Below are 23,692 nucleotides of genomic sequence, written 5' to 3' on the forward strand. Positions count from 1 at the left end.
AGAGTCTGCACTACCCGGGCGGGTCGGGGTATGCGCCGGGTCAGTCGCCGAGTGACTTGCAGGGGCGTCCGCGCAGCTCCTTGACGTAGTCGTCGGGGGCGCCGGCGCGCTCGGCGGCGTCGGCCAGGATGCCGAGATAGCGGGCCGAGGGCAGGCCGCCCTCGTAGCCGTCGAGGACGTAGAACCAGGCCACCACCTCGCCGTCGAGCGTCTGCACCCGCAGGCGGACCTTGTGGTAGAGGCCGCGGGCCGCGCCCTCCCACTGGTCGAGGGACTGCTCGTCGAACTCCGGCACGTCGTAGAGGGCGACGAAGACGTGATCCGTCGGGTCTTCCACGATGGTGGCGAGCGCGCCCTCCCAGCCCAGGGTCTCCCCGCCGAAGGTCAGGCGCCAGCCGGGCAGCCAGCCCACGCCCCGCACGGGAGAGTGAGGGGCCCGCATGGCCATCTGCTCCGGGTCCATGTTGCTGCCGTAGGCGGCGTAAACAGGCACAGCATGCAAGAGTAGCGTGACCGTGGCCGCCCCGTTCGTCAGCAGCTCAGAGGATGCGGGACAATAGGTACGTGACGAGGATCGTGATCATCGGTGGCGGACCCGGCGGCTACGAGGCGGCGCTGGTGGCCGCCCAGCTAGGCGCGCAGACCACGATGATCGAGCGCGACGGTCCCGGCGGGGCGTGCGTGCTGACCGACTGCGTGCCGTCCAAGACGCTGATCACCACCTCGGTCCGCAAGCAGGCGCTGCTCGACGCGCCGTCGCTGGGCGTCGGCTTCGACGGCGGGCTCGACGGCGAGGTCGGCGTGGCGCATGTCGACCTGCCCCTCGTCAACAAGCGGGTCAAGGAGCTGGCCCAGGCCCAGTCCGCCGACATCGGGGCCCGGGTCGAGGCCGAGGGCGTGGAGATCATCAAGGGGCAGGGCCGGCTGGTCGACCCGCAGGTGGTCAAGGCCGGCGACCGCACGATCCGGGCCGACGTGGTGCTGGTGGCCACCGGCGCGACCCCCCGCATCCTGCCCGGCGCCGAGCCCGACGGCGAGCGCATCCTCACCTGGCGGCAGCTCTACGACCTCGACAAGCTGCCCGAGCACCTCATCGTGATCGGCTCCGGCGTCACCGGCGCCGAGTTCGCCGGCGCCTACCGCTCGCTGGGCGCCGAGGTCACGCTGGTCTCCAGCCGCGACCGCATGATGCCCAACGAGGACGCCGACGGCGCCGAGGTGCTCGAAGAGGTCTACCGCCGCCGCGGCATGAACGTCATGGGCCGCAGCCGCGCCGCCTCCGTCAAACGCACCGCCGACGGCGTGGTCGTGACCCTGGAGGACGGCCGCACCGCCGAGGGCTCCCACGCGCTGATGACGGTCGGCATGATCCCCAACACCTCCGGCATCGGCCTGGAGGAGGCCGGGGTCCAGCTCGACGACCACGGGTTCATCAAGGTCGACAAGGTCTCGCGCACGTCCGCGCCCGGCGTCTACGCGGCCGGCGACTGCACCGGCGTGCTCATGCTCGCGTCCGTCGCCGCCATGCAGGGCCGCATCGCCGTCTGGCACGCCCTCGGCGAGGCCGTGCAGCCGCTGCGGCTGGCCACCGTCGCGTCCAACATCTTCACCGATCCGGAGATCGCCGCCGTCGGCGTGGCGCAGCGGGCCATCGAGGCGGGCGAGATCGAGGCCAAGGTGGTCAAGCTGCCGCTGGCCACCAACGCGCGGGCCAAGATGCAGGGCTTCAACGACGGCTTCGTCAAGTTGTTCTGCCGCCCCAACACGCAGATCGTGCTCGGCGGCGTGGTGGTGGCGCCGCGGGCGTCGGAGCTGATCCTGGCGGTGTCGGTGGCGGTGCAGCAGCGGCTCACCGTCGACCAGCTCGCCCACACGTTCGCGGTCTACCCGTCGCTGTCCGGCTCCATCACCGAGGCCGCCCGCCGCCTCATGCAGCCCGAGACCTCCCTCGACATCTGACTCTCCTCCGCCCGGCCGATGATTTCGGTCGGCTGGTGTGGTCTGATCAAACGTGCGCAAACTCATCATCCAAGAGCTCGTCTCGGTCGACGGCTACGTGGCCGGGCCCGACGGGGACCTCGGCTTCTTCGAGTCCGTGACCGACTACAGCCAGGTGGACCAGGACAACCTCCGGATCCTGGCGGACGTGGACACCGTCCTGCTGGGGGCGGAGACGTACCGGATGTTCGTCCAATACTGGCCCACCGCCGACGAGACGGTCGCCAAGACGGTGAACACCCTGCCCAAGGTGGTCTTCTCCGCCACCCTGGACGAGGCGCCGTGGGGTGACTGGGAGGCGGCGCGGGTGGTGCGCGGCGACGCGGCCGAGGAGGTCGCCGCGCTCAAGCGGCAGCCGGGCGGGGACATGATGCTCTGGGGCAGCCTGTCTCTCGCCCGCTCGCTGATCCGCGCCGGCCTGCTCGACGAGCTCCAGCTCCGCGTGATCCCCGTCGCCGTCGGCGAGGGCCGCAAGCTCTTCCCCGACGACCTGAACCGGCTGGACCTGGAACTGACCGAGGCCAGGCCCTACGCCTCGGGCATCGTCTCCCTGCACTACCGTCCGAGGCGCCCGCCCGCCGCCTGACCGCGCCTGCGGGCCTGGAGGACGGTGTCGTGGAGAGGGATCTCGCGGCCGCCGTGGGACATGACGCGGGACCGGTCCCCGGCGACGGCGATGTCCCATCGGCCGGGGTCGAGGACGGCGGCGAGCTCTCCGATCTCGACGTGGGCCTCAGGGGTGGTGGCGGTGTGGTGGTCCGACGGGTGGTGGCCGACGAGGAGCAGCGTGCCGCCGGGCGCGACCGCTGCCGCCAGCCGCCGGAACAGGTCGCCGGGTGCCGCCGCCGGGTGCACGTAGTGGGAGCAGACGAGGTCGAAGCGCTCTTCGGCGGGCGTCCACGTGGTCAGGTCGGCCTGGATCCAGTCGATCCCGGTCGTGACGCCGGCGGCCGCGGCGTGCTCGCGCGCCCGGTGCAGGGCGGTGTCGGCGATGTCCACCGCCGTCACCTGCCAGCCGTGGGCGGCGAGCCAGATGGCCTCGGCTCCCTCGCCGCAGCCGGCGTCCAGGGCCGTGCCGGGCGTGAGGTCCCGGGCCGCCGCCAGCAGGTAGGGGTTGGGCCGACCGGCCCCGGCCGGGGCGTGAGCGTCGTAGTGCTCGTCCCAGTACGCCTTGTCGAAGGTTTCGGACACAGTCGTTCCTTTCGGTGTCAGCGGGATCCGGCCGAGGTCAGCTCGCGGTGGGCGGCCACCGCCTCGCGGGTCTCCTCGGCGACGAGGTCGGCGTTGATCTGGGCCGCCGCGCCGGCGCCCGCCGCCGCCGCGGTGCCGACCTGGGCGACCAGGTCGGTGACGTTGCCCGCGACCCAGACCCCCGGCACCTCGGTGCGGCCGGTCGCGTCGGCGGGGATGTGTTCACCGGCGCCGCCCGGGTGCTCGACGGGCCGCAGCCCGAGCGTGGCCAGGAAACCAGCCCGCGCCTCCATGCGGGACGCCACCGCCAGGACCTCAAGGCTCACCAGGGTGCGGTCGCTCAGCCGTACTCCCACCAGGCGGTCCTCGACGACCTCCAGGGACGCGACCTCGCCCTCCACCACCCTGATGCCGCGCGCGGCCAGGCGCTCCGCGTCCTCGCCTGTGGGGGCGGGCATGGTGTGCGCGAAGTACGTGACGTCGTCGCTCCACTGCCGGAACAGCAGCGCCTGGTGCACGGACATCGGCCCGCTCGCCAGCACGCCGATGGCCCGGTCGCGGACCTCCCAGCCGTGGCAGTACGGGCAGTGCACGACATCCCGGCCCCATCTGGCCCGCAGCCCCGCCACGTCGGGCAGTTCGTCCACCAGCCCGGTGGTGACCAGCAGGCGGCGCGCCCGGAACGTCCGGCCGTCGGTCAGCGTCACCCCGAACCCGTCGTCGTCGCGGACCGCGGCCTCGACCTCGCCGGTCACCACCTGGCCGCCGTAGTGGCGTACCTCCGCCCGGCCGCGCTCCAGCAGCTCACCCGGCGGCATGCCGTCCCGGGCCAGCAGCCCGTGCACGCCTTCGGCCGGGGCGTTGCGCGGGCTGCCCGCGTCGACCACCAGCACCGTCCGCCGGGCCCGCGCCAGCATCAGCGCCCCGTTGAGCCCCGCGGCGCCGCCGCCGACCACCACCACGTCATAGCTGTCGTTCAGCTGCTCGGTCATCGTGACCACCTCCGCGCACACTATGCGGGCGGTCACGTCGTCGTGGCAAATGCCTTTGCTGATCCGGCAAATCGCGGTGAGGGGCGCCCGCTCTGGGCTCTTCGGGGAGTGGGAGCCCACGGTCACGTCGTTGACCGGGAAACGCGCCGGTTGCCCCGTCAGGACCCGTATGGCCTCTTCGGCGGCGATGCGGCGCACCGTCCCGATGGCTTCCTCGGAGTATTCGGCGGCATGAGGTGTGACGATCACATGGGGCAGCTCGAAGAGGGGGTTGCCCGGACGTTGCCGGTTTCCTGCAGGGGATGGACGGGGAACTCGAGCGGGATGCCGCCGCTGTCACGGATCCCGGCCTTGACCCGGTCGGCGAGGGCGAGATGGTGCCGGTCGCAGGGAACCAGGTCGTTACCCGTCTGGGCGATGCCGATGATCGGCCGGCCCGACTGGAGCTCCGCCGAGGTGAGGCCGTAGTTGAGAAAACGCTCCAGGTAGCGAGCGGTCATCGCCGGATTGCCCGTGTTGTCCCACCAGGCCTGGCTGCTTCGGGGGCCCGTCGGATCCCGCCGGATACTCCTGGAGCGGAACGAGGTCCTTCGACCAGGCTGACAGCACGGGTGTGAGGACACGCCAAGCCTCTTCGGCCTCGTCGCCGCGGATGGACAGGGTGGCGTTCCCGCTCAGGATGTCGAGCAGCACCTGACCGTAGGCCGGCAGGCTGGGTGCGTCCATCTGGGCGGCCAGGGTGAGCGGGACAAGGGTCTGGGCGTGGGAACCGACGCCCGTGACATCCAGCGCGAAACCCTCCGGGTCGAGCCCGAACCGCAGCATGTTGGGCAGCGCCTCGCCGTGGCCGAAGGGCAGGTGAGGCACGGGCCGGAAGCGTACCGCGATCTCCTTGCGGTCATTCCTGAGCGCTTTGCCGCTGCGAAGCCGGAAGGTCGTGCCCGACCAGCGCCAGCTGTCGAGCTCCAGCTCCACCTCGGCGAAGGTCTCGGTGCGGTGCCCCGGATCCACGCCTTCCTCGTCGGTGTAGGTGGGCACGACGCGATCACCGACCCGGCCGGCCGTGTAGCGCGCGCGGCGGGTGCGGCGGAGCACGTCCTGCTCGGTGAAGGGCCGCACCGAGCGCAGCACATCGACCTTCCGGTCACGCAGCTCACGCTCGCCGATGCTGATCGGTGGTTCCATGGCCACCAGGCACAGCAACTGCAGCAGGTGATTCTGCACCATGTCCTTGAGCGCGCCGACACCGTCGTAGTAGCCCGCTCTGCCTTCCAGCGTGAGGCACTCGTCCCAGACGATCTCCACCTCGTCGATGTGCGCGCTGTTCCAGATGGGCTCCAGCACGCGGTTGGCCAGCCGGCCGCCGAGCACGTTCTGGACGGTGGTCATGGCCAGGAAGTGGTCGATCCGGAACACCGCCTGCTCGGGCACGACCGCCTCCAGCAGGCGGTTCAGCTCCGCCGCGCTGTCCAGGTCCTCGCCGAAGGGTTTCTCCAGCGCGATCCGGCTGCCGGGCGGCAGGTTCGCGTCGCGCAGGGCGGCGACCGTGCCGGGGAAGATCGCCGGTGGGAGGGCGAGATAGAGGGCGACGGGCCCTTCACCGGCGATCAGCGAGGCGAGGTCGGCCGGGTCGGTGGCGTCCGCCTGCCGGTACCGGATGGACCCGGCGATCTCCCGCACGCCCTCGCCGGGCTGGTCCGCGGCGTGCCGGGCGAGCTGGTCGGACGCCCAGTCACGGAACTCCTCGACGGACCAGTCCGACCGGTCGGCGCAGGTCAGCTCGAACCCGTCGCCGAGGTGCCCGGCGGAGCGCAGGGCGACCAGGGCCGGCAGCAGGTAGCGGGCGTTGAGGTCGCCGGTCGCGCCGAGGATGACGAGTCGGTTGATCATGTGGTGGTTCCTGCTCTCATGCGTGCGAGGTTGACGCCGCTGGCGATGATCCCGATGTGGCTGAACGCCTGCGGGAAGTTGCCCATGAACGCGCCCGTGGACGGGTCGATCTGCTCGGGCAGCAGCCCGACCGGGCTGGCGCGGGCGCACAGTGACGCGTACAGGTCCTCGGCCCGGTCCGCGTGGCCTTGCAGGATCAGGTTGTCGACCAGCCAGAAGCTGCACAGCAAGAAGGCGCCCTCATCCCCGGGCAGGCCGTCGGGGGAGTGCTCGTGCAGGTAGCGGTAGAGCAGCCCGTCACCGGCCGACAGGCGTTCGGCGATGGCCGCGGTCGTGGCCGTCATGCGGGGATGGCAGGCCGGGATGACCTTGCGCAGCGGCAGCGCCAGCAGGCTGGCGTCCAGGCCGCCGGCCCCGTCGAGGTGCTCGCTGAGGGCCTGCGTGTCCTCGTTCCACGCCTGGTCCAGGATGAGCCGGCGGAGCTTCTCGGCGGTGGCGCGCCAGGTGGCGATCGGCCCGGACAGGCCGAGCCGCTCACCGATGGCCGCGGCCCGGTCCAGGGCCACCTGGCACATCCCGGTCGAATAAGTGAAGACCCGGCCTTCGCTGCGTACCTCCCAGATGCCCTGGTCCGGCTGCCACCACGTGTGCGCGGCGGCCTCGGCCAGCTCCGACAGGCCGGACCACAGCGCCGGTTCGAGATCGCGGCCGGGGAGCAGCCACTGGTCGGCGCAGTCCAGCACCTCGCCGTAGACGTCGTGCTGGCGCTGGTCGGCGGCGCCGTTGCCCCACCGCACCGGCGCCGAGCGACGGTAGCCCTCCAGGTCGGTGTCGTGGATCTCCTCCGGTACGGGGTCGCCGCCGAGGGTGTACATGATGCGTGGACGGCGGCTCTGCTCGAAGGCGTCGAGTATCCAGCCGAGGAAGGCGTCGGCCTCCTCCCCGATGCCGACGCGCCGCAGCGCGAACACGGCGTAGGCGGCGTCGCGGATCCAGGTGTAGCGGTAGTCCCAGTTGCGCACCCCGCCGATCGGCGCGGGCAAGGAGGACGTGGGCGCGGCGACCAGCGAGCCGTTGGCCCAGTCGTCGCACAGCTTCAGCGTGATCACCGAGCGCCGGACCAGCGCTTCCTGCGGGCCGCGGTAGCTGCACTTGCGCATCCAGCGCCGCCAGGCCTCGGCGGTCTGCCGCAGCATCGTCCCGGCGTCGAACCGGTGATGGCGGTGCACGCGTCCCCAGGAGAGCACCAGGTCGAGGCGGTCACCCTCCTGAAGGTCGTACGCGGTGCGCATGCCGGTCAGCGGACGGTTGGACCGCAGGTGCAGCCGCAGGCCGGGGTGCCGGGAGGCGCGCACCTCCAGACCGCTGTGAGAGCTTCGCGCCTGCCCGCCACCGCGCGGCTCCAGCTCCGCCCGCAGGCGCACGGTCCCGGACCGGACGACCGCGGACCGGACGAGCTCGGACCGGCCGCTGCCCGCGTCGTCGCTGAGGTCGGCGCCGGCCCGCAGGGCCAGCGCGTCGGTGATCCGGACCAGGCCGGTCGGACCGCGCAGCTCGGTCACCAGCACCGCGGTGTCCGGCTCGTAGAACTGCCGGGCCTCGCGCAGGTCGTCCACGGTCAGCGTGAAGTGGCCGCCGCGCGCGTGATCCAGCAGGCCGCACAGCAGGGGCTCGCTGTCGAAGCGGGGCAGGCACAGCCACGGGATCGAACCGTCGACGCCGACCAGCGCCGCCGTCGTGCCGTCGCCGATGAGGCCCAGGTCCTCCAGCGCCAGGTAGCCGTCGCGGTGGTGCACCGGGCGAAAGGGTGGATCGAGATCGAGCATGTCCGGGACCGGCTTCCGTCACGCGAAGGTGATCAGCACTTTCACCACGTTGTCGAGTTTCTTGTCCGAGACCTCGAAGCCACGCTCCATCTCGTCGAAGCGGAACGTGTGGGTGGTCAGGTGGGTCGGATCGAGCCGTTTGTTCTCCAGGATGCGCAGCAACCGTTCCATGCGCAGCCGGCCGCCCGGGCACAGCCCGGTCGCGATCGTCTTGTCGGCCATCCCGACGCCCCACTCGACGCGGGGGATGCGCACGAACTCGCCTTCCCCGTAGTAGCCGGTGTTGGATACGGTCCCGCCCGGCCTGGTGATCTTGATGGCGGTCTGGAAGGTGCCGTCCGCGCCGAGGGCTTCGATGGCGGTGTCCACGCCCTGCCCCCCGGTCAGGTCGAGGACGCGCTCGACGACGTCCTCGGTGGTGAAGTCGACGATCTCGTCGGCGCCGTAGTAGCGGGCGAGCTTCTGCCGGCCGGGCACCGATTCGACCCCGATGACCAGGCCGGCGCCGCGCAGCCTGGCGCCCGCGGTGGCCATGAGGCCCACCGGGCCCTGGGCGAGCACGGCGACGGTCCCGCCGATGGGGATGTCGCCGTGCTCCGCGCCCATGAACCCGGTGGAGAGCATGTCGGCGCAGTAGACGGCCATCTCGTCGGGGACGTCGTCGGGGATCTTCGCCAGGTTGGCGTCGGCCTCGTTGACGTGGAAGTACTCGGCGAACACGCCGTCCTTGGAATTGGCGAACTTGAACCCGCCGAGCGGTCCGCCGGACTGTGACGGGTGACCGTTCTGGGAGGCGACATCGCCCCAGTCGGGGGTGATGGCGCCGGCCAGGACGCGGTCGCCCGGCCGGAAGATCTTCACCTCGCTGCCCACCTCGTGCACCACGCCGACGCCCTCGTGGCCGAGGGTGAGGTTCTCCCGTGGCCCGATGCCGCCGGCGACGGTGTGGGAGTCAGAGGTGCAGATGAGGGCGGTGGTGGTCCTGACGACGGCGTCGAGGGGACCGGCTCGGGGGACGGGTTTGTCCATGAAGCCGACCTGTCCGATCCCCTTCATCACGAACGCTTGCATCGTGCCCCCGATTGCTCCCCCGTGTCGGCGTCGCGTAGAACGCCGGAAACACGCAACGGCGTACCCTGCGAACTTCGGGGTTTAACCGGGCCTCACCTGCGGACGGACGCGTGAAGATCGTCCGCGGTCGTGTCATTTCGTCCAGATGGCGGCGTAGCGGGCGCCGTCACCGGGATGACGGCGGTCAGCGCGAGCGCCCCCACCGTCACGGTCGAGATCCTGCGGTTCCTGCTCACGGAAGGTCCCTCTCGTCCCGGAGGACGGGTGCGCGGTGGGGACCAGGGACACCGCGCACCCGCCGACGCAGGGTTGACTAGATGCACGATGCATTTAGTCAATGTGCGCCCGTGGGTCAGTGCCCGCCGTAGTAACCGGCGAGGGCGGCGAAGGCGGCCTTGGGTTCCCAAGGCAGGCCGGGGTAGGTCTCGCCGGAGCCGTGGTCCAGGACCTTGACCACGCCCCAGCTCCCCAGGTCGAGGTCCTTGCGGGGGTCGGGGCGGTGCGGCAGGCCGTAGCAGACGAAGGTGCAGGCGAAGGCGGCGTCGACGCCCTCCTCGGTGAAGACGTCCAGCAGTTCGCGGAGGTAGGTGGCCTGCTCCTCCTCGTCGCGGACGTAGTCGCCGTTGATCCCCACCGGGATGACGCCGTCGTACTCGATGATCTCCCCGCTGCGGGCGCCGAGGTCGGCCGCGCCGCGGTAGGCGGTGCAGCCGAACTCGGTGATCGCGACCGGCTTGTCCTGGGCGACCAGCGAGCGGATGCCCTGCTGGTAGAGGTGGGCGACCTCCTTCGAGCGGTGGGCGTCCACCGACACGATGTCGAACGGCGTCCAGTCGACGTTCTCCAGGGGGACCGAGGCGTAGGTGACCTTGCCACCGAACCGCTCGCGCACCACGGACACGGCCTCGCTGAGGAAGTCGTTGACCTGGGCGGACAGCCGGCCCAGCTCCGGCCCCCGGGCGAGGAGGGCGCCCACGCGCTCCTGGATGGTGTCACCGGGCACGAACCCGCGGTTGAACAGGCTCACCTCCGCCCCGGCGACGAACACCACCTCGGCGCCCCCGCGACGGACCCGCTCGGCGCGCTCGGCCGCGTCGGCGAGCAGGTCGAGGAGCTCTCCCCGGTCGAGGTGATGCGGGAACGGCGAGAACCAGACCTCCAGGCCCAGGCCGGCCGCGTGGTGGGCGGCGAACTCGATCCGGTCCGGCTCGGTGCCGAAGATGCGCACGGCGGTGCAGTGGAGGTCGTCGCGGATGATCTGGAGCTCCCGTTCCATGATCGTCCGGTCGAACGGCCTGTTCTCGACGCCGTCGAGAATGATCCCGGTGTCGTAACCGATGCCCTTGGCTCGCATGCCGGTATGTCCTTTCCCTCGATAGGGTACGCAACGTACCGTAAATTTCTCCCGAGAGTCCAGACATTTCCGGGAATGGGGTACGTGAGGTACCCTACGCGGGTGAGTGCGGCCGGAGAGTCAGCGGCGAAGCCCGCGAGCAGGCGTCGTGGCGCCGAGTTGGAGAGCGCCATCCTGCGCGCGGCCGTGGAGGAGCTCTCCGAGTCGGGCTATCAGGGGCTGACCATGGACCGGGTCGCCCGCCGCGCCGGCACCAACAAGAACGCGATCTACCGCCGCTGGCCCAACCGGGCCGCGCTGGGCGTCGCCGCCTACCAGCGGCTCGCCACGGAGAAGCTGCGGCCGCCGGACACCGGAGCGCTCCGTGACGACGCGCTGGCGCTGCTGCGCCGCGTCAACTGCGACCTGTCCTCGCCGCAGGCCGAGATCCTCCGCGGCCTGCTCGCGGGCGTCGGCGACGAGCCGGAGCTGCTGGCGCGGCTGCACGACGCCGTCGCCGACGGCGGGTCCGGCGTCTGGCTGACGATCGTGGGCCGTGCGGTGGCGCGCGGCGAGGTGCCGCCCGAGGCCCTGCATCCGAGGGTCGTCACCGTGGCCCTCGCGCTGCTGCGCAACGAGTACGTCACGCGAGGGCTCACGACCGTGCCCGACGACGTCCTGGTCGAGATCGTCGACGAGGTCTACCTGCCGCTCCTGCGGAGCCGGGGCCCCGCCTGATGAGGGGCGGCCGCGTCCTCCTAGATGAAGGCCGTGACGCCGGCGTACTCGGCCCGGGGCGCCTGGCCTGTCGTCCGGTATTCGAGGAGCAGCAGGCCGTTCGGCGTCGCCTCGTGATGGGTCAGGCGGAAACCGGACGCGTCGCCGTCACCGGTCAGGAGACGGCGGCCGGTCCTGAGCACCGTGGGGGCGACCACGAGACGGAGCGTGTCGACCAGCCCGGCCGACAGCAGCGTGTCGCCCAGGCGGGCGCTGCCGTGGATCTGGAGTTCCCGTCCCGGGCGTGACTTGAGCGCGGCGACCGTACGGACCGGGTCACCGGTGAGCACGGTCGTGGGGTCCCAACCGCCCTCGGTGAGGGTGTTCGAGACCACGTACTTCGGCAGCGCGTTCATCCGCCCGGCGAACGGGTCGGCGGGGTCGGTGATCTTCGGCCAGTCACGCGCGAACGCCTCGTAGGTGCGCCGGCCGAGCAGCAGGCCGTCGGCGAGGTCGAGCCAGTCGGAGGCGCGGCGGACGAACGTCCCGTCGATGTGCGGCACCAGCCAGCCGCCGCGGGTGAAGCCGTCGCTGGTGTCCTCGTCGGGCGAGCCGGGGCCCTGGCTGACGCCGTCGAGCGTGACGAACTCGGTGAGGGTGATCTTCATTGCGGTGCCTCCGTGAAAGCGGCCAGCTGGCCGGCGACGGTGCCCCAGCCGGCGGCGAAGCCGATCTTCTCGTGATGGGCGCGGGACGCCGGGTCGCCGTGCCGGACGAGCATCCGGTAGAGGGTCCCGTCAGGGTGGTCGGCCAGCGTGATCGTGGCCGTCATCGCGACCGGGTCGGGGTTCGCGGGACGCCACGCGCTGGTGATCGCGTTGGTGAACACGATCCGCTCCAGGTCGTCCACGGCGAGGAAGCACGCGTCCAGATGCGGTACGAAAACGGCGCCGTCGTCGCTGAGCCGTGTCACGAACGCCCCGCCGGGCCGTAGGTCCAGGCGGTCCACGCGGCAGCGGGACGGGGCCGGGACCCACCAGCGGGCGAGCTTGGCCGGGTCGGTCCAGGCGCTCCACACGGTCGCGCGCGGGGCCCGGATGATCCGTTCCAGGGCGAGGTCGAGATCGGGGTTCACTGGTCGTCCTCCGTGACGAACCGTTCGAGGCGGTCGGTGCGCTCCTCCCAGACGCGGCGCTGCTCGGCGAGCCAGTCGTCGACGAGGGCGAGCCGCTCGCGGTTGAGCACGCACGTGCGCACCCGGCCGGACTTGACCGTGCGGATGAGCCCGTTCGACTCGAGCGTCCGCACGTGCTTCATGAACGAGGGGAGGGTCATCGGGAACTCGCGGGCGAGGTCGCCGACGCTCGTGGGCCCGTGGCCGAGGCGCCGGACGACGGCCCGCCTGGTCGGGTCGGCCAGGGCGACGAAAACGCCGTCCAGTTGTGCCGAATACTGTGCCATGCGGCTAAGTATTGCGAAGGCTGATGGTTAGCGCAAGGGCTAAGTGTTCATCGCGCTCACGAATACCGTTGACGTTTGTTGGTATGGGCACCAAACTAATTCACGAGTTTTGCGCTGTCTGGAAGAGGAGCGTCCATGCCCTACCGCCCCCCACTCGTCGCGCACGAGTACTTCGTCGCCGACCCGCCCGAGCTGCCGGTGCGCGCCCACGGCGAGGGTGGACTGTCCGCGCTGACCGCCGCCGAGCTGGTCGCCGCCGACGGCGCGGGAGTGATGCTGAAGGCCGTCACCACGGCGGAGGAGACCCTGGTCGTGCAGATCGGCGTCGCGGGCGAGGGCGTGATCCGGGTCCGGCTGAGCGAGGACGCCGACGCCCGGCCCCGCTCGGAGCGGGCCATCGCGATGGTGACGCCGGGCTCGTACGCGGGAGCGCGGGCCGAGGTGACGCCGGGGGAGCCGATCGTGATCGACGCCGGCTCGCTGCGGGCCGAGATCAGGCTGGCGCCGTGGCACCTGCGCTTCACCGACGCCACCGGCGCCCCGCTGCTGGAGCAGGACCGGGGGCACACCGACATCAGCGGCCGGCTGCGTACGCTGCCGTTCGGCCGGTCGTCGGCGGGCGGCGCGCACGTGGCCTTCCACGAGAGCTTCGAGGTCGCGCCCGACGAGGCGTTCGCCGGGTTCGGGGAGTCGTTCGCGCCGCTCGACAAGCGCGGTCAGCGGCCCCTGATGTGGAACTTCGACGCCTTCGGCGCCGAGTCGCAGCGCGCGTACAAGAACATCCCGCTGTACGTGTCGAGCAAGGGGTACGGGGTGCTGGTCGACAGCGGCGCGCCCACCGAGTTCGACGTGTGCCAGTCGACGCACAGCGCGGTGCAGATCGTGGTGCCCGACGACGTCATGGACTACTACGTGCTGGCCGGGCCGACCCCGGCCGAGGTGCTGGAGCGCTACAACGGGCTGACCTGCCGGCCGGTGCTGCCGCCGAAGTGGGCGTTCGGCACCTGGATCTCCTCCGGCTTCTGCGTCGACAGCCAGGAGCGGGTGCTGGCCAGGGCGCGCACGATCAGGGAGCGCGGCATCCCGTGCGACGTGCTGCACCTGGACACCTACTGGCAGACCGACGGCCACTGGTCGGACCTGCGCTGGGACCCGGTCAACTTCCCCGAGCCGGAGGCGATGCTGGCGGAGCTGGACGGGATGGGGTTCAAGGTCTGCCTGTGGATGAACCCGTACATCTCCCATCAGAGCCCGGCGTTCCAGGAAGCAGCCGATGCCGGATATTTCCTGAAGAAACCCGATGGTGAGCCGTACGTGGCCGACACCTGGCACGGCTCCTACCCCGCCTGCGGCATCCTCGACCTCACCCACCCCGACGCCGTCCGCTGGTTCCAGGACCGGCTCAGGGCGCTGCTGCACCAGGGCGTGCAGGCGTTCAAGACCGACTTCGCCGAAGGCGTGCCGCACGACGCGGTCGCGGCCAACGGGATGACCGGCACCGACCTGCACAACGTCTACACGCTGCTGTTCAACGACGCCGTCGCCGAGGTCACCAGGGAGGTGCACGGGCACAGCCTGGTGTGGGCGCGCTCGTCGTTCCTCGGCGGGCAGCGGCACAGCGCCCAGTGGAGCGGCGACACCTACACGAGCTACGCCGCGATGGGCAGCACGATCCGGGGCGGGCTGGCGCACGGCCTGTCCGGGGTGCCGTTCTGGAGCCACGACGCGGGCGGCTTCACCGGCAGGCCCAGCGACGACCTGTTCGTCCGGTGGACCCAGTTCGGCGCGCTGTCGCCGCTGCTGCGGCTGCACGGCACCACCAGCAGGGAGCCGTGGGAGTTCCCGGCGGTGGAGGAGCACGCGGTGGCCGCGCTCCGGCTGCGCTACCGGCTGATGCCCTACATCTACTCGGCGGCCGTGGACGCCGCCAGGACGGGCGCCCCGATGATGCGCGCGCTCTGCGTCGACCACCCGGGCGACCCGGTCGCCTGGCAGGCGGACCTGCAGTACCTGCTCGGCCGCGACCTGCTGGTGGCGCCGATGACCTCGCCGGAGGGCGCGCGGGAGGTCTACCTGCCGGAGGGCGAGTGGGTGGACTACTGGACGGGCGAGGTGCACGCCGGCTCCCGCTACGTCCGCGTGGTCAAGCCGCTCGCCGAGCTCCCGCTGTTCGTCCGGTACGGTGCCTTGATCCCTGTCGCCGAGCCGGGGGACACCGTGCGGACGCCGGACCGGATCACGCTGGTCGCCTTCGGGAGCGGCGACCGCCGCATGCGGATCCACGACACCGACGGAGAGACCGCCGTCACGGCCACCCTGGAGGGCGACACGCTGCGCGTGACCGTCACCGGGCCGAAGCGGGTCGCCGCCGTCGAGTTCGCCCCGGTGCCGGGCGCGCCCGGCCGGGCCGTCATCACCCAGGAGGAAATATGATCAAAAAGTCTGGCGTGGCGGCGCTGGCAGCCATGGTGCTGGCCCTCTCGGCCTGCGGTTCCGGCTCGGAGAGCCCGCCCGCGCAGAGCGACGGGCCCCGCGTGCTCAAGCTCTGGCACTACGAGGCCGCCGAGTCCGCCATGGGCAAGGCCTGGGCCGAGGCGATCAAGAAGTTCGAGGCGTCCCACCCGAACGTCAAGGTGGAGTTCGAGGAGAAGAGTTTCGAGCAGATCCAGAAGACGGCGAGCATGGTGCTCAACTCCGACGAGGCGCCCGACCTCATGGAGTACAACAAGGGCAACGCCACCGCCGGCCTGCTGTCCAAGCAGGGCCTGCTCGCCGACCTGAGCGCCGAGGTCACCGGGCGCGGCTGGGACAAGCTGCTGCCGGGCGGCCTGCAGACCACGGCCAAGTACGACGAGCGGGGCGTCATGGGCGCCGGCAAGTGGTACGGCATCCCGAACTACGGCGAGTTCGTCATGGTCTACTACAACAAGGACCTGTTCGAGAAGCACAAGGTCGAGGTGCCGACGACCTTCGAGGAGTTCACCGACGCGCTCGACACCTTCGTCAAGGCCGGGGTGACCCCGATCGGCACCGCCGGGGCCGAGTATCCAGCGCAGCAGATCTTCTACCAGCTCGCGCTCAGCAAGGCCGACCGGGCCTGGGTGGACGCCTTCCAGGCGTACCAGGGCAAGGTCGACTTCCACGGCCCCCAGTTCACCTACGGCGCGCAGACGTTCGCCGACTGGGTCGGCAAGGGCTACCTCGACAAGAAGTCCTCCGGTATCAAGGCCGAGGACATGGGCGTGTCGTTCATGAAGGGCGAGCACCCGATGATGGTCAGCGGAAGCTGGTGGTACGGCCGGTTCGCCTCGGAGATCAAGGACTTCGAGTGGGGTCACTTCCTGTGGCCCGGGGCCACGATGGCGCCCGGCTCCAGCGGCAACCTCTGGGTCGTGCCGGAGAAGTCCGAGAACAAGGACCTGGCCTACGACTTCATCGACATCACGATGAGCAAGGACATCCAGAACCTGCTGGGCAACTCCGGCGGCGTGCCGGTCGCGGCCGACCCGGCGGCGATCACGGACGCCAAGAGCAAGGAGCTGATCGAGAGCTTCAACACGCTGACCGCCAGGGACGGGCTGGCGTTCTACCCCGACTGGCCGGCGCCCGGCTACTACGACGTCATGGTCGCCGCCACGCAGAACCTCATCAACGGCAGCAAGCAGCCCGCCGCGATGCTGGACGAGCTCGCGCAGCCGTACGAGGACAACCTCGCCGACCTCGGCAACTAGATGCGCGTCCGTAAGAAGGGCTACTGGCTCTACCTGGTGCCGAGCCTGGTGCTGTTCCTGGCCGTCATCGTGGTGCCGTTCCTGATGAACCTGGGCGTGAGCTTCACCCGCTGGTCGGGGGTCGGCACGCCCAGGTGGGTCGGGCTGGAGAACTACGCCCGGTTACTGGAGGACGAGCGGTTCTGGCTGTCGTTCCAGAACAACGTGGCGCTGATCTTCGCGATGGCGATCGTGCCCACGGTGCTCGGCCTGGTCCTGGCGGCGGCGCTGTTCGACTACATCGGCAGGCGGTTCGGCCCGCGCACCGCCTCGGCGCTACGCGCCATGTACTACCTGCCGCAGGTGCTGCCCGTGGCGGTGGCCGGCGTGGTGTGGGGCTGGATGCTGCACCCGTCGTACGGCGCGGTCAACCAGGCGTTCGGCCTGGAGCTCGACTGGCTGGGCGACCCCGACCTGGCGCTGGCCACCGTGATGGCGGTGATGGTGTGGTTCCAGCTCGGCTACCCGGTGGTGATCTTCATGGCGGGGCTGCAGCGGGTGGACCCGGCCTACTACGAGGCGGCCGAGCTGGACGGGGCGTCGTGGTGGCGCAAGGTGTGGCACATCACGATCCCGCAGATCCGGCCGGAGATCTTCGTGGTGCTGCTCACCTGCACGATCGCCGCGCTCAAGGTGTTCGGGCCGATCTTCGTGCTCACCCGGGGCGGGCCCGGCAACGCCACGCTGGTGCCGTCGTACTTCTCGTACCTGAACTTCTTCCAGAAGAGCAACGTCGGGTACGGGTCCGCGATCGCGACCGTGCTGGCCCTGATCATCGTCGTGGTGACGTTCCTGTTCCTGCGGGTGCAGGAGCGTGAGTCATGAGGGGGCCGGGCCGGTGGGCCGTCCTGGCGTCGGTGACGGTGGCGGCGCTGGTGATGGTGTTCCCGTTCGCCCTCGTGGCGCTCAACGCGGTCAAGACACCCGAGGAGTACGCGTCGGAGGGACCGCTCGGGCTGCCCGGCGGGCTCTATCTCCAGGGCATCGTGGACTTCTGGAACCGGGTGGACTTCGGCGAGAAGCTCTGGAACAGCCTGCTCATCAGCGGCTCCGTGGCGGTGCTGGCGGTCGTGCTGTCGGTGCTCAACGCGTACGCGCTCGGCATCGGGCGGGTGCGCGGGCGGCTGTCGATCCTGGTGCTGTTCCTGGTGGCCAACACACTGCCGCAGGAGGCGCTGGCCTACCCGCTGTACTACCTGGCCAAGGAAGCCGGGTTGTACGACACCAGGCTGTCGATGATCATCATCTTCACCGTGATCCAGGCGGCGTTCGGCACGTACCTGCTCAGCGCGGTGCTCGGCCAGTTCCCGAAGGAGATCCTGGAGGCGGCCGAGATCGACGGGGCCGGCCGGTTCAGGGCGCTGGTCCGGGTCGTGGTGCCGATCAGCAGGCCGACGATCAGCGTCCTGATGATCTTCTTCTTCATCTGGACCTGGAACGAGTTCTTCCTGCCGCTGATCTTCCTCATCTCCAACGACAACCAGACCGTGCCGGTCGCGCTGGGCGTGCTCCAGGGCGAGCGGTACATGGACGCGACCATGTCCAGCGCCTCCGCCCTGCTCGGCATCGTCCCGGCGGTGGCGTTCTTCCTGATCTTCCAGCGCACGCTCACCCGAGGCATCACGGTCGGCGCCGTGAAGTGAGCCTCCCTCCCGAGGAGAACCCCCCATGAAGAAACCGATCCTGATCGCGTTGACCCTGGTCGCGTCGCTGCTCGCGGCACCGGCCGCGGCGCAGGCGGAGTTACCGTTCCGCGACCCGTCGCTGCCGGTGGAGCAGCGGGTCGCCGACCTGCTGGGCCGGCTCACCTTGCAGGAGAAGCTGGGCCTGCTGCACCAGTCGCAGGAGGCCATCCCGCGCCTGGGCATCCCGTACCACAAGAACGGCACCGAGGCGCTGCACGGCGTCGCCTGGTCCAACGCGCTCGACGACAACTGGAACCAGAAGCTGGCCAAGGGCACCGTGTTCCCGCAGGCGGTCGGCCTGGCCAGCACCTGGGACCCGGAGCTGATCAAGCGGGTCGGCTCGGCCGTCGGCGACGAGGCGCGCGGCTACAACGCGACCGACCCGACGCTGTGGGGCCTGCAGGTCTGGGCGCCGGTGGTGGACCCGCTGCGCGACCCCCGGGCGGGCCGCAACGAGGAGGGCTACTCCGAGGACCCGCTGCTGACCGGCGCCATCGCGACCGCGTACGGCAAGGGCCTGCAGGGCGACGACCCGTTCTACCTGAAGACCGCGCCGGTGCTGAAGCACTACCTGGCCTACAACAACGAGGTGAACCGCAGCCTCACCTCGTCCAACCTGACGCCCAGGCTCAAGCACGAGTACTACGAGCAGGCGTTCAGGTCGGCGATCTCGGCTGACGCCGCGACCGGGGTCATGGCCTCGTACAACCTGGTGAACGGCCGGCCCAACCACGTCAACTCCGACCTGGAGGAGGTCGTCAGGTCCTGGACGGACAAGACGCTCTACAACGTCAGCGACGCCTGGGGCCCGCACGCGCTCACCGACCTGGAGCGGTACTACGACGACAAGGCCGAGGCGTTCGCCGCCGTGCTCAAGTCCGGCCAGGACAGCTTCACCATCGACGGCAGCGACAAGGGCCCGATGGTGCAGCACCTCACCACGGCCCTGGAGCGCGGCCTGATCACCGAGGCCGACGTCGACCGGTCCGTCAGCCGGGCGCTGACCATCCGGTTCCGCCTGGGCCACTTCGACCCGGACGGCGGCCCGTACAAGGGCATCGGCGCGGGCGTGATCGACAGCCCCGCGCACCGCGCGCTCAACCGCGAGACCGCGGCCAAGGCCGCCGTGCTGCTGAAGAACTCCGGCACGCTCCCGCTCAGGTCGCCGAAGTCGGCGGCCGTGGTCGGCCCGCTGGCGGACGAGCTCTACAGCGACTGGTACGCGGGCACGATGCCGTACGAGGTGACCCCGCTGGACGGGATCAAGGAGCGGGTCGCCGACGTGACCACCGGGGCGGGCCTGGAGCGCGTCGCGCTCAAGCACGTCGAGTCCGGCAAGTACGTCACGGCCACCGGAACCGGGCCCGACGACAACGCCGCGCTCGTCGACACCGCGCCGACGCCCGCCTCGCAGTGGGACGTGACCGACTGGGTGAGCGACATCTCGACGCTGCGCAACGCGGGCAACGGCAAGCTGCTCGGCGGCGACTGGCGCTCGCTCGACACCGACGACGACGACCCCAACGGCTGGTACGTGTCGCAGCAGTTCTCGCTGGAGAAGCAGGGCGACGGGACTTTCCTGATCCGGTACGCCGGGTTCGAGGCGGTCGAGGGCTGGTACGCGCTGCCCGACCCGTACGTGACCGTGACCGCCGACGGCGCGCTCGCGCTGGCCCCGAAGGCGGAGGCGGCGAGGTTCGCCAAGGAGGTCGTCTCCGACGGCATCGCCGCGGCGGCCGAGCAGGCCCGGAAGGCCGAGGTCGCGGTCGCGGTCGTCGGCAGCCACCCGTGGGTGCACGGCCGCGAGTTCCACGACCGTGACGACCTGCGGCTGGGCGACGGGCAGAAGCGGCTGATCGAGGCCGTGCGCAAGGCGAACCCGAGGACCGTGGTGGTGCTGGAGACCAGCTATCCCGTGATCGTGGACGCCCCGGCGCTGCTGTGGACCACGCACGCGGGCGCGGAGACCGGGCACGCGGTCGCCGACGTGCTCTTCGGCGAGGTGAACCCGGCCGGGCGGCTCACCCAGACCTGGTACGCCGGTGGCGAGCTGCCGAGCATCCTGGACTACGACCTGGCCAAGACCGGGATGACGTACCTGTACCACGAGGGCCGGCCGCAGTTCGCGTTCGGCCACGGGCTCAGCTACACCACGTTCGGCTACCAGGGGCTGAAGGCGCAGGGCGAGCAGGTGAGCGTCAAGGTCACCAACACCGGCCGCGTGGCGGGCGAGGAGGTCGTGCAGCTCTACACGCACCAGCGGCAGTCCCGCTTCGACCAGCCGGTCAAGCGGTTGCGCGGCTTCCAGCGGATCGCGCTGGCTCCGGGCGAGTCGAAGACGGTGACGTTCCCGCTGAAGAAGTCCGACCTGGCCGTGTGGGACCACACGCGGGACACGTGGGTGGTCGAGGACGCCGCGCACGACGTGCTCGTGGGCTCCGCCTCCGACAGGATCAGGCAGCGTACGACGCTGAAGGTGAGCGGGGAGAAGGTGCCGCCGCGCGACCTGACGAAGCCGACCAGGGCGATGAACTTCGACGACTACGCGGGCGTCACGTTCGCCGACGAGAACAAGGTGCGCGGCGACGTGGTGGCTGGGTCGGACGGCGGCTGGATCTCGTTCACCGACGCCGTCTACGGGGGCGAGCTCAGCGCCGGGGTGGCCTCGGTCGCGGGCGGCTCGATCGAGCTCCGCCGCGGCTCTCCGAAGGGCGCTCTGCTGGCCTCCGTCCAGGTGCCGGCCACGGGCGGGGTGTACGAGTACGCCACGGTCACGGCGCGGCTCAAGCCCGGCAAGGGCGACCTGTACGTGCTCTTCAAGGGCGGGATCCGGCTCAGGGATCTGACCCTGGCCCGGTGAGAGAGCGTCGGCCCGGCACGGGGAGCATGGCTCCGTGCCGGGCCGACTTATTTGGTTGTGCGTCCAAACTATTGACGGGCCGTTGAGGCGTGTGTGAGCCTCTAATTGCTCATGCGCGAGGGCGCGGCGATGGTCAGGGTCCTGCAACCTGGTCGTGCATGGCGGTCATCTGTTTGTCCTCAGGTGCGCTCTTTCGGCGTGCCAGGAAAGGGAGAGCCGCTCATGCGAAAGGCATTACTCAGCCTGCTCGCGATCATCGCCGTCCTGCTGGCCACAGCAGTGGTGCGGATGACTCCGGTCTCCGCCGTCGCGGCGGACCCGTACACCTACAAGAACGTGCGGATCGACGGCGGCGGGTTCGTGCCCGGCATCGTCTTCAACCCCACGGAGCGCAACCTGATCTACGCCCGCACCGACATCGGCGGCGCGTACCGCTGGAACCAGTCGTCGAAGTCCTGGACGCCGCTGCTCGACTGGGTGGGCTGGGACAAATGGGGCTGGAACGGCGTGATCAGCCTCGCCACCGACCCCGTGCAGACCAACCGCCTGTACGCGGCCGTCGGCATGTACACCAACGACTGGGACCCGAACAACGGCGCCATCCTGCGCTCCACCGACAAGGGCGCCACCTGGCAGGCCACCCAGCTGCCGTTCAAACTCGGCGGCAACATGCCCGGCCGCGGCATGGGCGAGGCGCTGTCCGTCGACCCCAACCGCAACAGCGTGCTCTACTTCGGCGCCCCCAACGGCAACGGCCTGTGGCGCAGCACCGACTACGGCGCCACCTGGGCGAAGGTGACGAGCTTCCCCAACCCCGGCAACCACGCCGACGACCCGAGCGACCCCAACGGCTACCAGAGCCACCGCCCCGGCGTCGTCTGGGTGACCTACGACCCGCGCTCGTCCTCCTCGGGCACCGCCACCAGGACCATCTACGTGGGCGTGGCCGACAAGCAGAACACCGTCTACCGCACCACGGACGCCGGGGCCACCTGGCAGCGCGTGGCGGGCCAGCCGACCGGCTACATCGCGCACAAGGGCGTGCTGGACGCCCAGAACGGCCACCTGTTCATCGCCACCAGCGACACCAGCGGCCCGTACGACGGCGCCAAGGGCGACGTGTGGCGGCTCGACACCGCGACAGGCACGTGGACCCAGGTCAGCCCGGTGCCGTCGTCCAGCTCGGACGACTACTTCGGCTACAGCGGCCTCACCCTGGACCGGCAGGACCCCGGCACGCTGATGGTCGCCACCCAGATCTCCTGGTGGCCTGACGTGATCTTCTTCAGGTCGACGGACTCCGGCGCCACCTGGACCCGGGTCTGGGACTGGACCTCGTACCCGAACCGCAGCTTCCGCTACCAGATGAACGTCTCCGAGGTGCCCTGGCTGACCTTCGGCACCAACCCGCAGCCGCCCGAGGTCACGCCCAAGCTCGGCTGGATGACCGAGTCGCTGGAGATCGACCCGTTCGACTCCAACCGGATGATGTACGGGACCGGCGCCACGATCTACGGCACCGAGAACCTCACCCAGTGGGACTCCGGCGGCACGTTCACGATCAAGCCCATGGTGCGCGGGCTGGAGGAGACCGCGGTGCTCGACCTGATCAGCCCGCCCAGCGGCGCCCCGCTGATCAGCGGCCTGGGTGACATCGCCGGGTTCCGGCACACGAACCTGGACGCGGTGCCGCCGATGATGTTCACCTCGCCCAACTTCACCTCCACGACCAGCCTCGACTACGCCGAGCGGAACCCGTCCGTGATGGTGCGGGCCGGCAACTTCACCGACGCCGACCGGCCGAACGACAGCCACGTGGCCTTCTCCACCGACGGCGGCGCCAACTGGTTCCAGGGCAGCGAGCCCGGCGGGATCAACGAGGGCGGCACGGTCGCGGCGGCGGCCGACGGCTCCCGCTTCGTGTGGGCGCCGCGCGGCGTCACCCCGCACTACTCGGTCGGCTTCGGCAACTCCTGGACCCAGGTGCAGGGCCTGCCCACGGGCGCGATCGTCGAGTCCGACCGGGTCAACGCCTCGAAGTTCTACGGGTTCGACGGCGGCCGGTTCTACGCCAGCACGAACGGCGGCGCGTCGTTCACCGCCACCGCCGCCTCCGGGCTGCCCACGACCGGCAAGTTCAAGGCCGTGCCCGGCGTCGAGGGTCACATCTGGCTGGCGGGCGAGGGCGGCCTGTGGCGCTCGACCAACGGCGGCGCGTCCTTCACCAAGGTCTCCGGGATCACCGGCTCGGTGAACGTCGGCTTCGGCAAGGCCGCGCCCGGCGCGAACTATATGGCGATCTTCGCGGTGGCCACGATCGACGGCGTCACCGGCCTCTACCGCTCGGACGACACCGGCGCGAACTGGGTCCGGATCAACGACGACCAGCACCAGTGGGGCAACATGGGCGAGGCGCTGACGGGTGACCCGCGCGTGTACGGCCGCGTCTACCTGGGCACCAACGGCCGCGGCATCATCTACGGCGACCGCACAGGCCCGCCGGTCACCGTGACGCCCACGGTCACGCCGACGGTCACCCCGACTGTGACCCCCACGGTGACTCCCACGGTCACCCCGACCACCGGCACCGGTTGCACGGCCACCTACCAGGCGGGCAACCAGTGGCCCGGCGGCTTCCAGGCCGAGGTCACGGTACGCAACACCGGCGGCTCGGCCATCACCGGCTGGCGGGTGACCTGGACCTGGCCGGGTGACCAGAGGATCAGCCAGCTCTGGAGCGGCTCGCACACCCAGTCGGGCGCGAACGTGAGCGTGACCAACGTCGGCTACAACGGCAACCTGGCGCCGAACGCGGCCACGTCGTTCGGCTTCAACGGCAGCCAGACCAGCGCCGGCTCCACGCCGGCCCTCACCTGCACGCCCGTCTAGCCTGAGGGC

General features: G+C 70.6%; 20 protein-coding genes. 9 read left to right on the forward strand and 11 right to left on the reverse strand.

Going from position 1 to position 23,692, the window contains the following annotated elements; all coding sequences use genetic code 11:
* Window positions 1-40: 40 nt before the first annotated feature.
* Window positions 41-493, reverse strand: coding sequence for a gamma-glutamylcyclotransferase family protein (locus ACZ6YG_RS28495; RefSeq protein ID WP_148036953.1), 453 nt, complete (start codon window positions 491-493; stop codon window positions 41-43).
* A 71-nt stretch (window positions 494-564) separates the two neighbouring features.
* Here ACZ6YG_RS28495 and ACZ6YG_RS28500 point away from each other — a divergent pair, with 71 nt between their 5' ends.
* Together ACZ6YG_RS28500 and ACZ6YG_RS28505 are read left to right on the forward strand one after the other, a co-directional pair.
* A complete protein-coding gene (locus ACZ6YG_RS28500; protein WP_148036954.1) occupies window positions 565-1,959 on the forward strand; it encodes an NAD(P)H-quinone dehydrogenase in 1,395 nt (464 codons plus the stop codon).
* 52 nt (window positions 1,960-2,011) lie between these two features.
* On the forward strand, window positions 2,012-2,584 hold the full coding sequence (locus tag ACZ6YG_RS28505; RefSeq protein ID WP_148036955.1) for a dihydrofolate reductase family protein: 573 nt from the start codon (window positions 2,012-2,014) through the stop codon (window positions 2,582-2,584).
* Here ACZ6YG_RS28505 and ACZ6YG_RS28510 read toward each other — a convergent pair.
* From ACZ6YG_RS28510 to ACZ6YG_RS28540, 7 genes are all read right to left on the reverse strand, one after another.
* Complete coding sequence (locus ACZ6YG_RS28510; RefSeq protein ID WP_466019673.1) at window positions 2,554-3,189, reverse strand: class I SAM-dependent methyltransferase; 636 nt, start codon at window positions 3,187-3,189, stop codon at window positions 2,554-2,556. The two genes, ACZ6YG_RS28505 and ACZ6YG_RS28510, sit on opposite strands and share 31 nt — an antisense overlap.
* A 17-nt stretch (window positions 3,190-3,206) precedes the next feature.
* Window positions 3,207-4,181 (reverse strand): NAD(P)/FAD-dependent oxidoreductase, encoded by a 975-nt coding sequence (locus tag ACZ6YG_RS28515; RefSeq protein ID WP_466019674.1) that lies wholly within the window; start codon window positions 4,179-4,181, stop codon window positions 3,207-3,209.
* Window positions 4,182-4,426: 245 nt separating this feature from the next.
* Window positions 4,427-4,681 (reverse strand): dihydroxy-acid dehydratase domain-containing protein, encoded by a 255-nt coding sequence (locus tag ACZ6YG_RS28520; protein WP_466019675.1) that lies wholly within the window; start codon window positions 4,679-4,681, stop codon window positions 4,427-4,429.
* On the reverse strand, window positions 4,584-6,071 hold the full coding sequence (locus ACZ6YG_RS28525; protein WP_148036959.1) for a glucose-6-phosphate dehydrogenase: 1,488 nt from the start codon (window positions 6,069-6,071) through the stop codon (window positions 4,584-4,586). The genes ACZ6YG_RS28520 and ACZ6YG_RS28525 overlap by 98 nt, the downstream gene beginning before the upstream one ends.
* Window positions 6,068-7,867, reverse strand: a complete 1,800-nt coding sequence (locus ACZ6YG_RS28530; RefSeq protein ID WP_466019676.1) for a glycoside hydrolase family 15 protein — start codon at window positions 7,865-7,867, stop codon at window positions 6,068-6,070. Before ACZ6YG_RS28530 ends, ACZ6YG_RS28525 begins: the two co-directional genes overlap by 4 nt.
* A gap of 48 nt (window positions 7,868-7,915) precedes the next feature.
* Complete coding sequence (locus tag ACZ6YG_RS28535) at window positions 7,916-8,926, reverse strand: NAD(P)-dependent alcohol dehydrogenase (RefSeq protein ID WP_466019677.1); 1,011 nt, start codon at window positions 8,924-8,926, stop codon at window positions 7,916-7,918.
* 394 nt (window positions 8,927-9,320) lie between these two features.
* Window positions 9,321-10,322: a hypothetical protein gene (locus tag ACZ6YG_RS28540; protein WP_466019678.1), complete on the reverse strand. Its 1,002-nt coding sequence runs from the start codon at window positions 10,320-10,322 to the stop codon at window positions 9,321-9,323.
* A gap of 102 nt (window positions 10,323-10,424) precedes the next feature.
* On the opposite strand from ACZ6YG_RS28540, the gene ACZ6YG_RS28545 reads away from it, so the two are divergent.
* The gene (locus ACZ6YG_RS28545; protein ID WP_397198531.1) at window positions 10,425-11,039 is read left to right on the forward strand and encodes a TetR/AcrR family transcriptional regulator; all 615 of its coding nucleotides are present in this window, start codon (window positions 10,425-10,427) and stop codon (window positions 11,037-11,039) included.
* A 20-nt stretch (window positions 11,040-11,059) separates the two neighbouring features.
* Here ACZ6YG_RS28545 and ACZ6YG_RS28550 read toward each other — a convergent pair whose 3' ends face one another.
* Genes ACZ6YG_RS28550 through ACZ6YG_RS28560 form a run of 3 tightly spaced genes read right to left on the reverse strand, consistent with a single transcriptional unit; the run spans window position 11,060 to window position 12,479 of the window.
* Window positions 11,060-11,686 (reverse strand): dihydrofolate reductase family protein, encoded by a 627-nt coding sequence (locus ACZ6YG_RS28550; protein WP_397198530.1) that lies wholly within the window; start codon window positions 11,684-11,686, stop codon window positions 11,060-11,062.
* A complete protein-coding gene (locus ACZ6YG_RS28555; RefSeq protein WP_466019679.1) occupies window positions 11,683-12,153 on the reverse strand; it encodes an SRPBCC domain-containing protein in 471 nt (156 codons plus the stop codon). Before ACZ6YG_RS28555 ends, ACZ6YG_RS28550 begins: the two co-directional genes overlap by 4 nt.
* A complete protein-coding gene (locus tag ACZ6YG_RS28560; RefSeq protein WP_148036966.1) occupies window positions 12,150-12,479 on the reverse strand; it encodes an ArsR/SmtB family transcription factor in 330 nt (109 codons plus the stop codon). Before ACZ6YG_RS28560 ends, ACZ6YG_RS28555 begins: the two co-directional genes overlap by 4 nt.
* 135 nt (window positions 12,480-12,614) lie before the next feature.
* On the opposite strand from ACZ6YG_RS28560, the gene ACZ6YG_RS28565 reads away from it, so the two are divergent.
* The 6 genes from ACZ6YG_RS28565 (at window position 12,615) to ACZ6YG_RS28590 (ending at window position 23,683) form a co-directional block, all read left to right on the forward strand.
* Window positions 12,615-14,912 (forward strand): TIM-barrel domain-containing protein, encoded by a 2,298-nt coding sequence (locus ACZ6YG_RS28565; RefSeq protein ID WP_397198529.1) that lies wholly within the window; start codon window positions 12,615-12,617, stop codon window positions 14,910-14,912.
* Window positions 14,909-16,210 (forward strand): ABC transporter substrate-binding protein, encoded by a 1,302-nt coding sequence (locus tag ACZ6YG_RS28570; RefSeq protein WP_466019680.1) that lies wholly within the window; start codon window positions 14,909-14,911, stop codon window positions 16,208-16,210. The genes ACZ6YG_RS28565 and ACZ6YG_RS28570 overlap by 4 nt, the downstream gene beginning before the upstream one ends.
* The gene (locus ACZ6YG_RS28575) at window positions 16,211-17,074 is read left to right on the forward strand and encodes a carbohydrate ABC transporter permease (protein WP_148036969.1); all 864 of its coding nucleotides are present in this window, start codon (window positions 16,211-16,213) and stop codon (window positions 17,072-17,074) included.
* A complete protein-coding gene (locus ACZ6YG_RS28580; RefSeq protein WP_466019681.1) occupies window positions 17,071-17,892 on the forward strand; it encodes a carbohydrate ABC transporter permease in 822 nt (273 codons plus the stop codon). The genes ACZ6YG_RS28575 and ACZ6YG_RS28580 overlap by 4 nt, the downstream gene beginning before the upstream one ends.
* Window positions 17,893-17,917: 25 nt before the next feature.
* Window positions 17,918-20,794, forward strand: a complete 2,877-nt coding sequence (locus tag ACZ6YG_RS28585) for a glycoside hydrolase family 3 C-terminal domain-containing protein (protein WP_466019682.1) — start codon at window positions 17,918-17,920, stop codon at window positions 20,792-20,794.
* 222 nt (window positions 20,795-21,016) lie between these two features.
* Window positions 21,017-23,683: a cellulose binding domain-containing protein gene (locus tag ACZ6YG_RS28590; RefSeq protein ID WP_466019683.1), complete on the forward strand. Its 2,667-nt coding sequence runs from the start codon at window positions 21,017-21,019 to the stop codon at window positions 23,681-23,683.
* Window positions 23,684-23,692 lie beyond the last annotated feature (9 nt).

This window comes from Nonomuraea sp. NPDC054003, assembly GCF_055585125.1.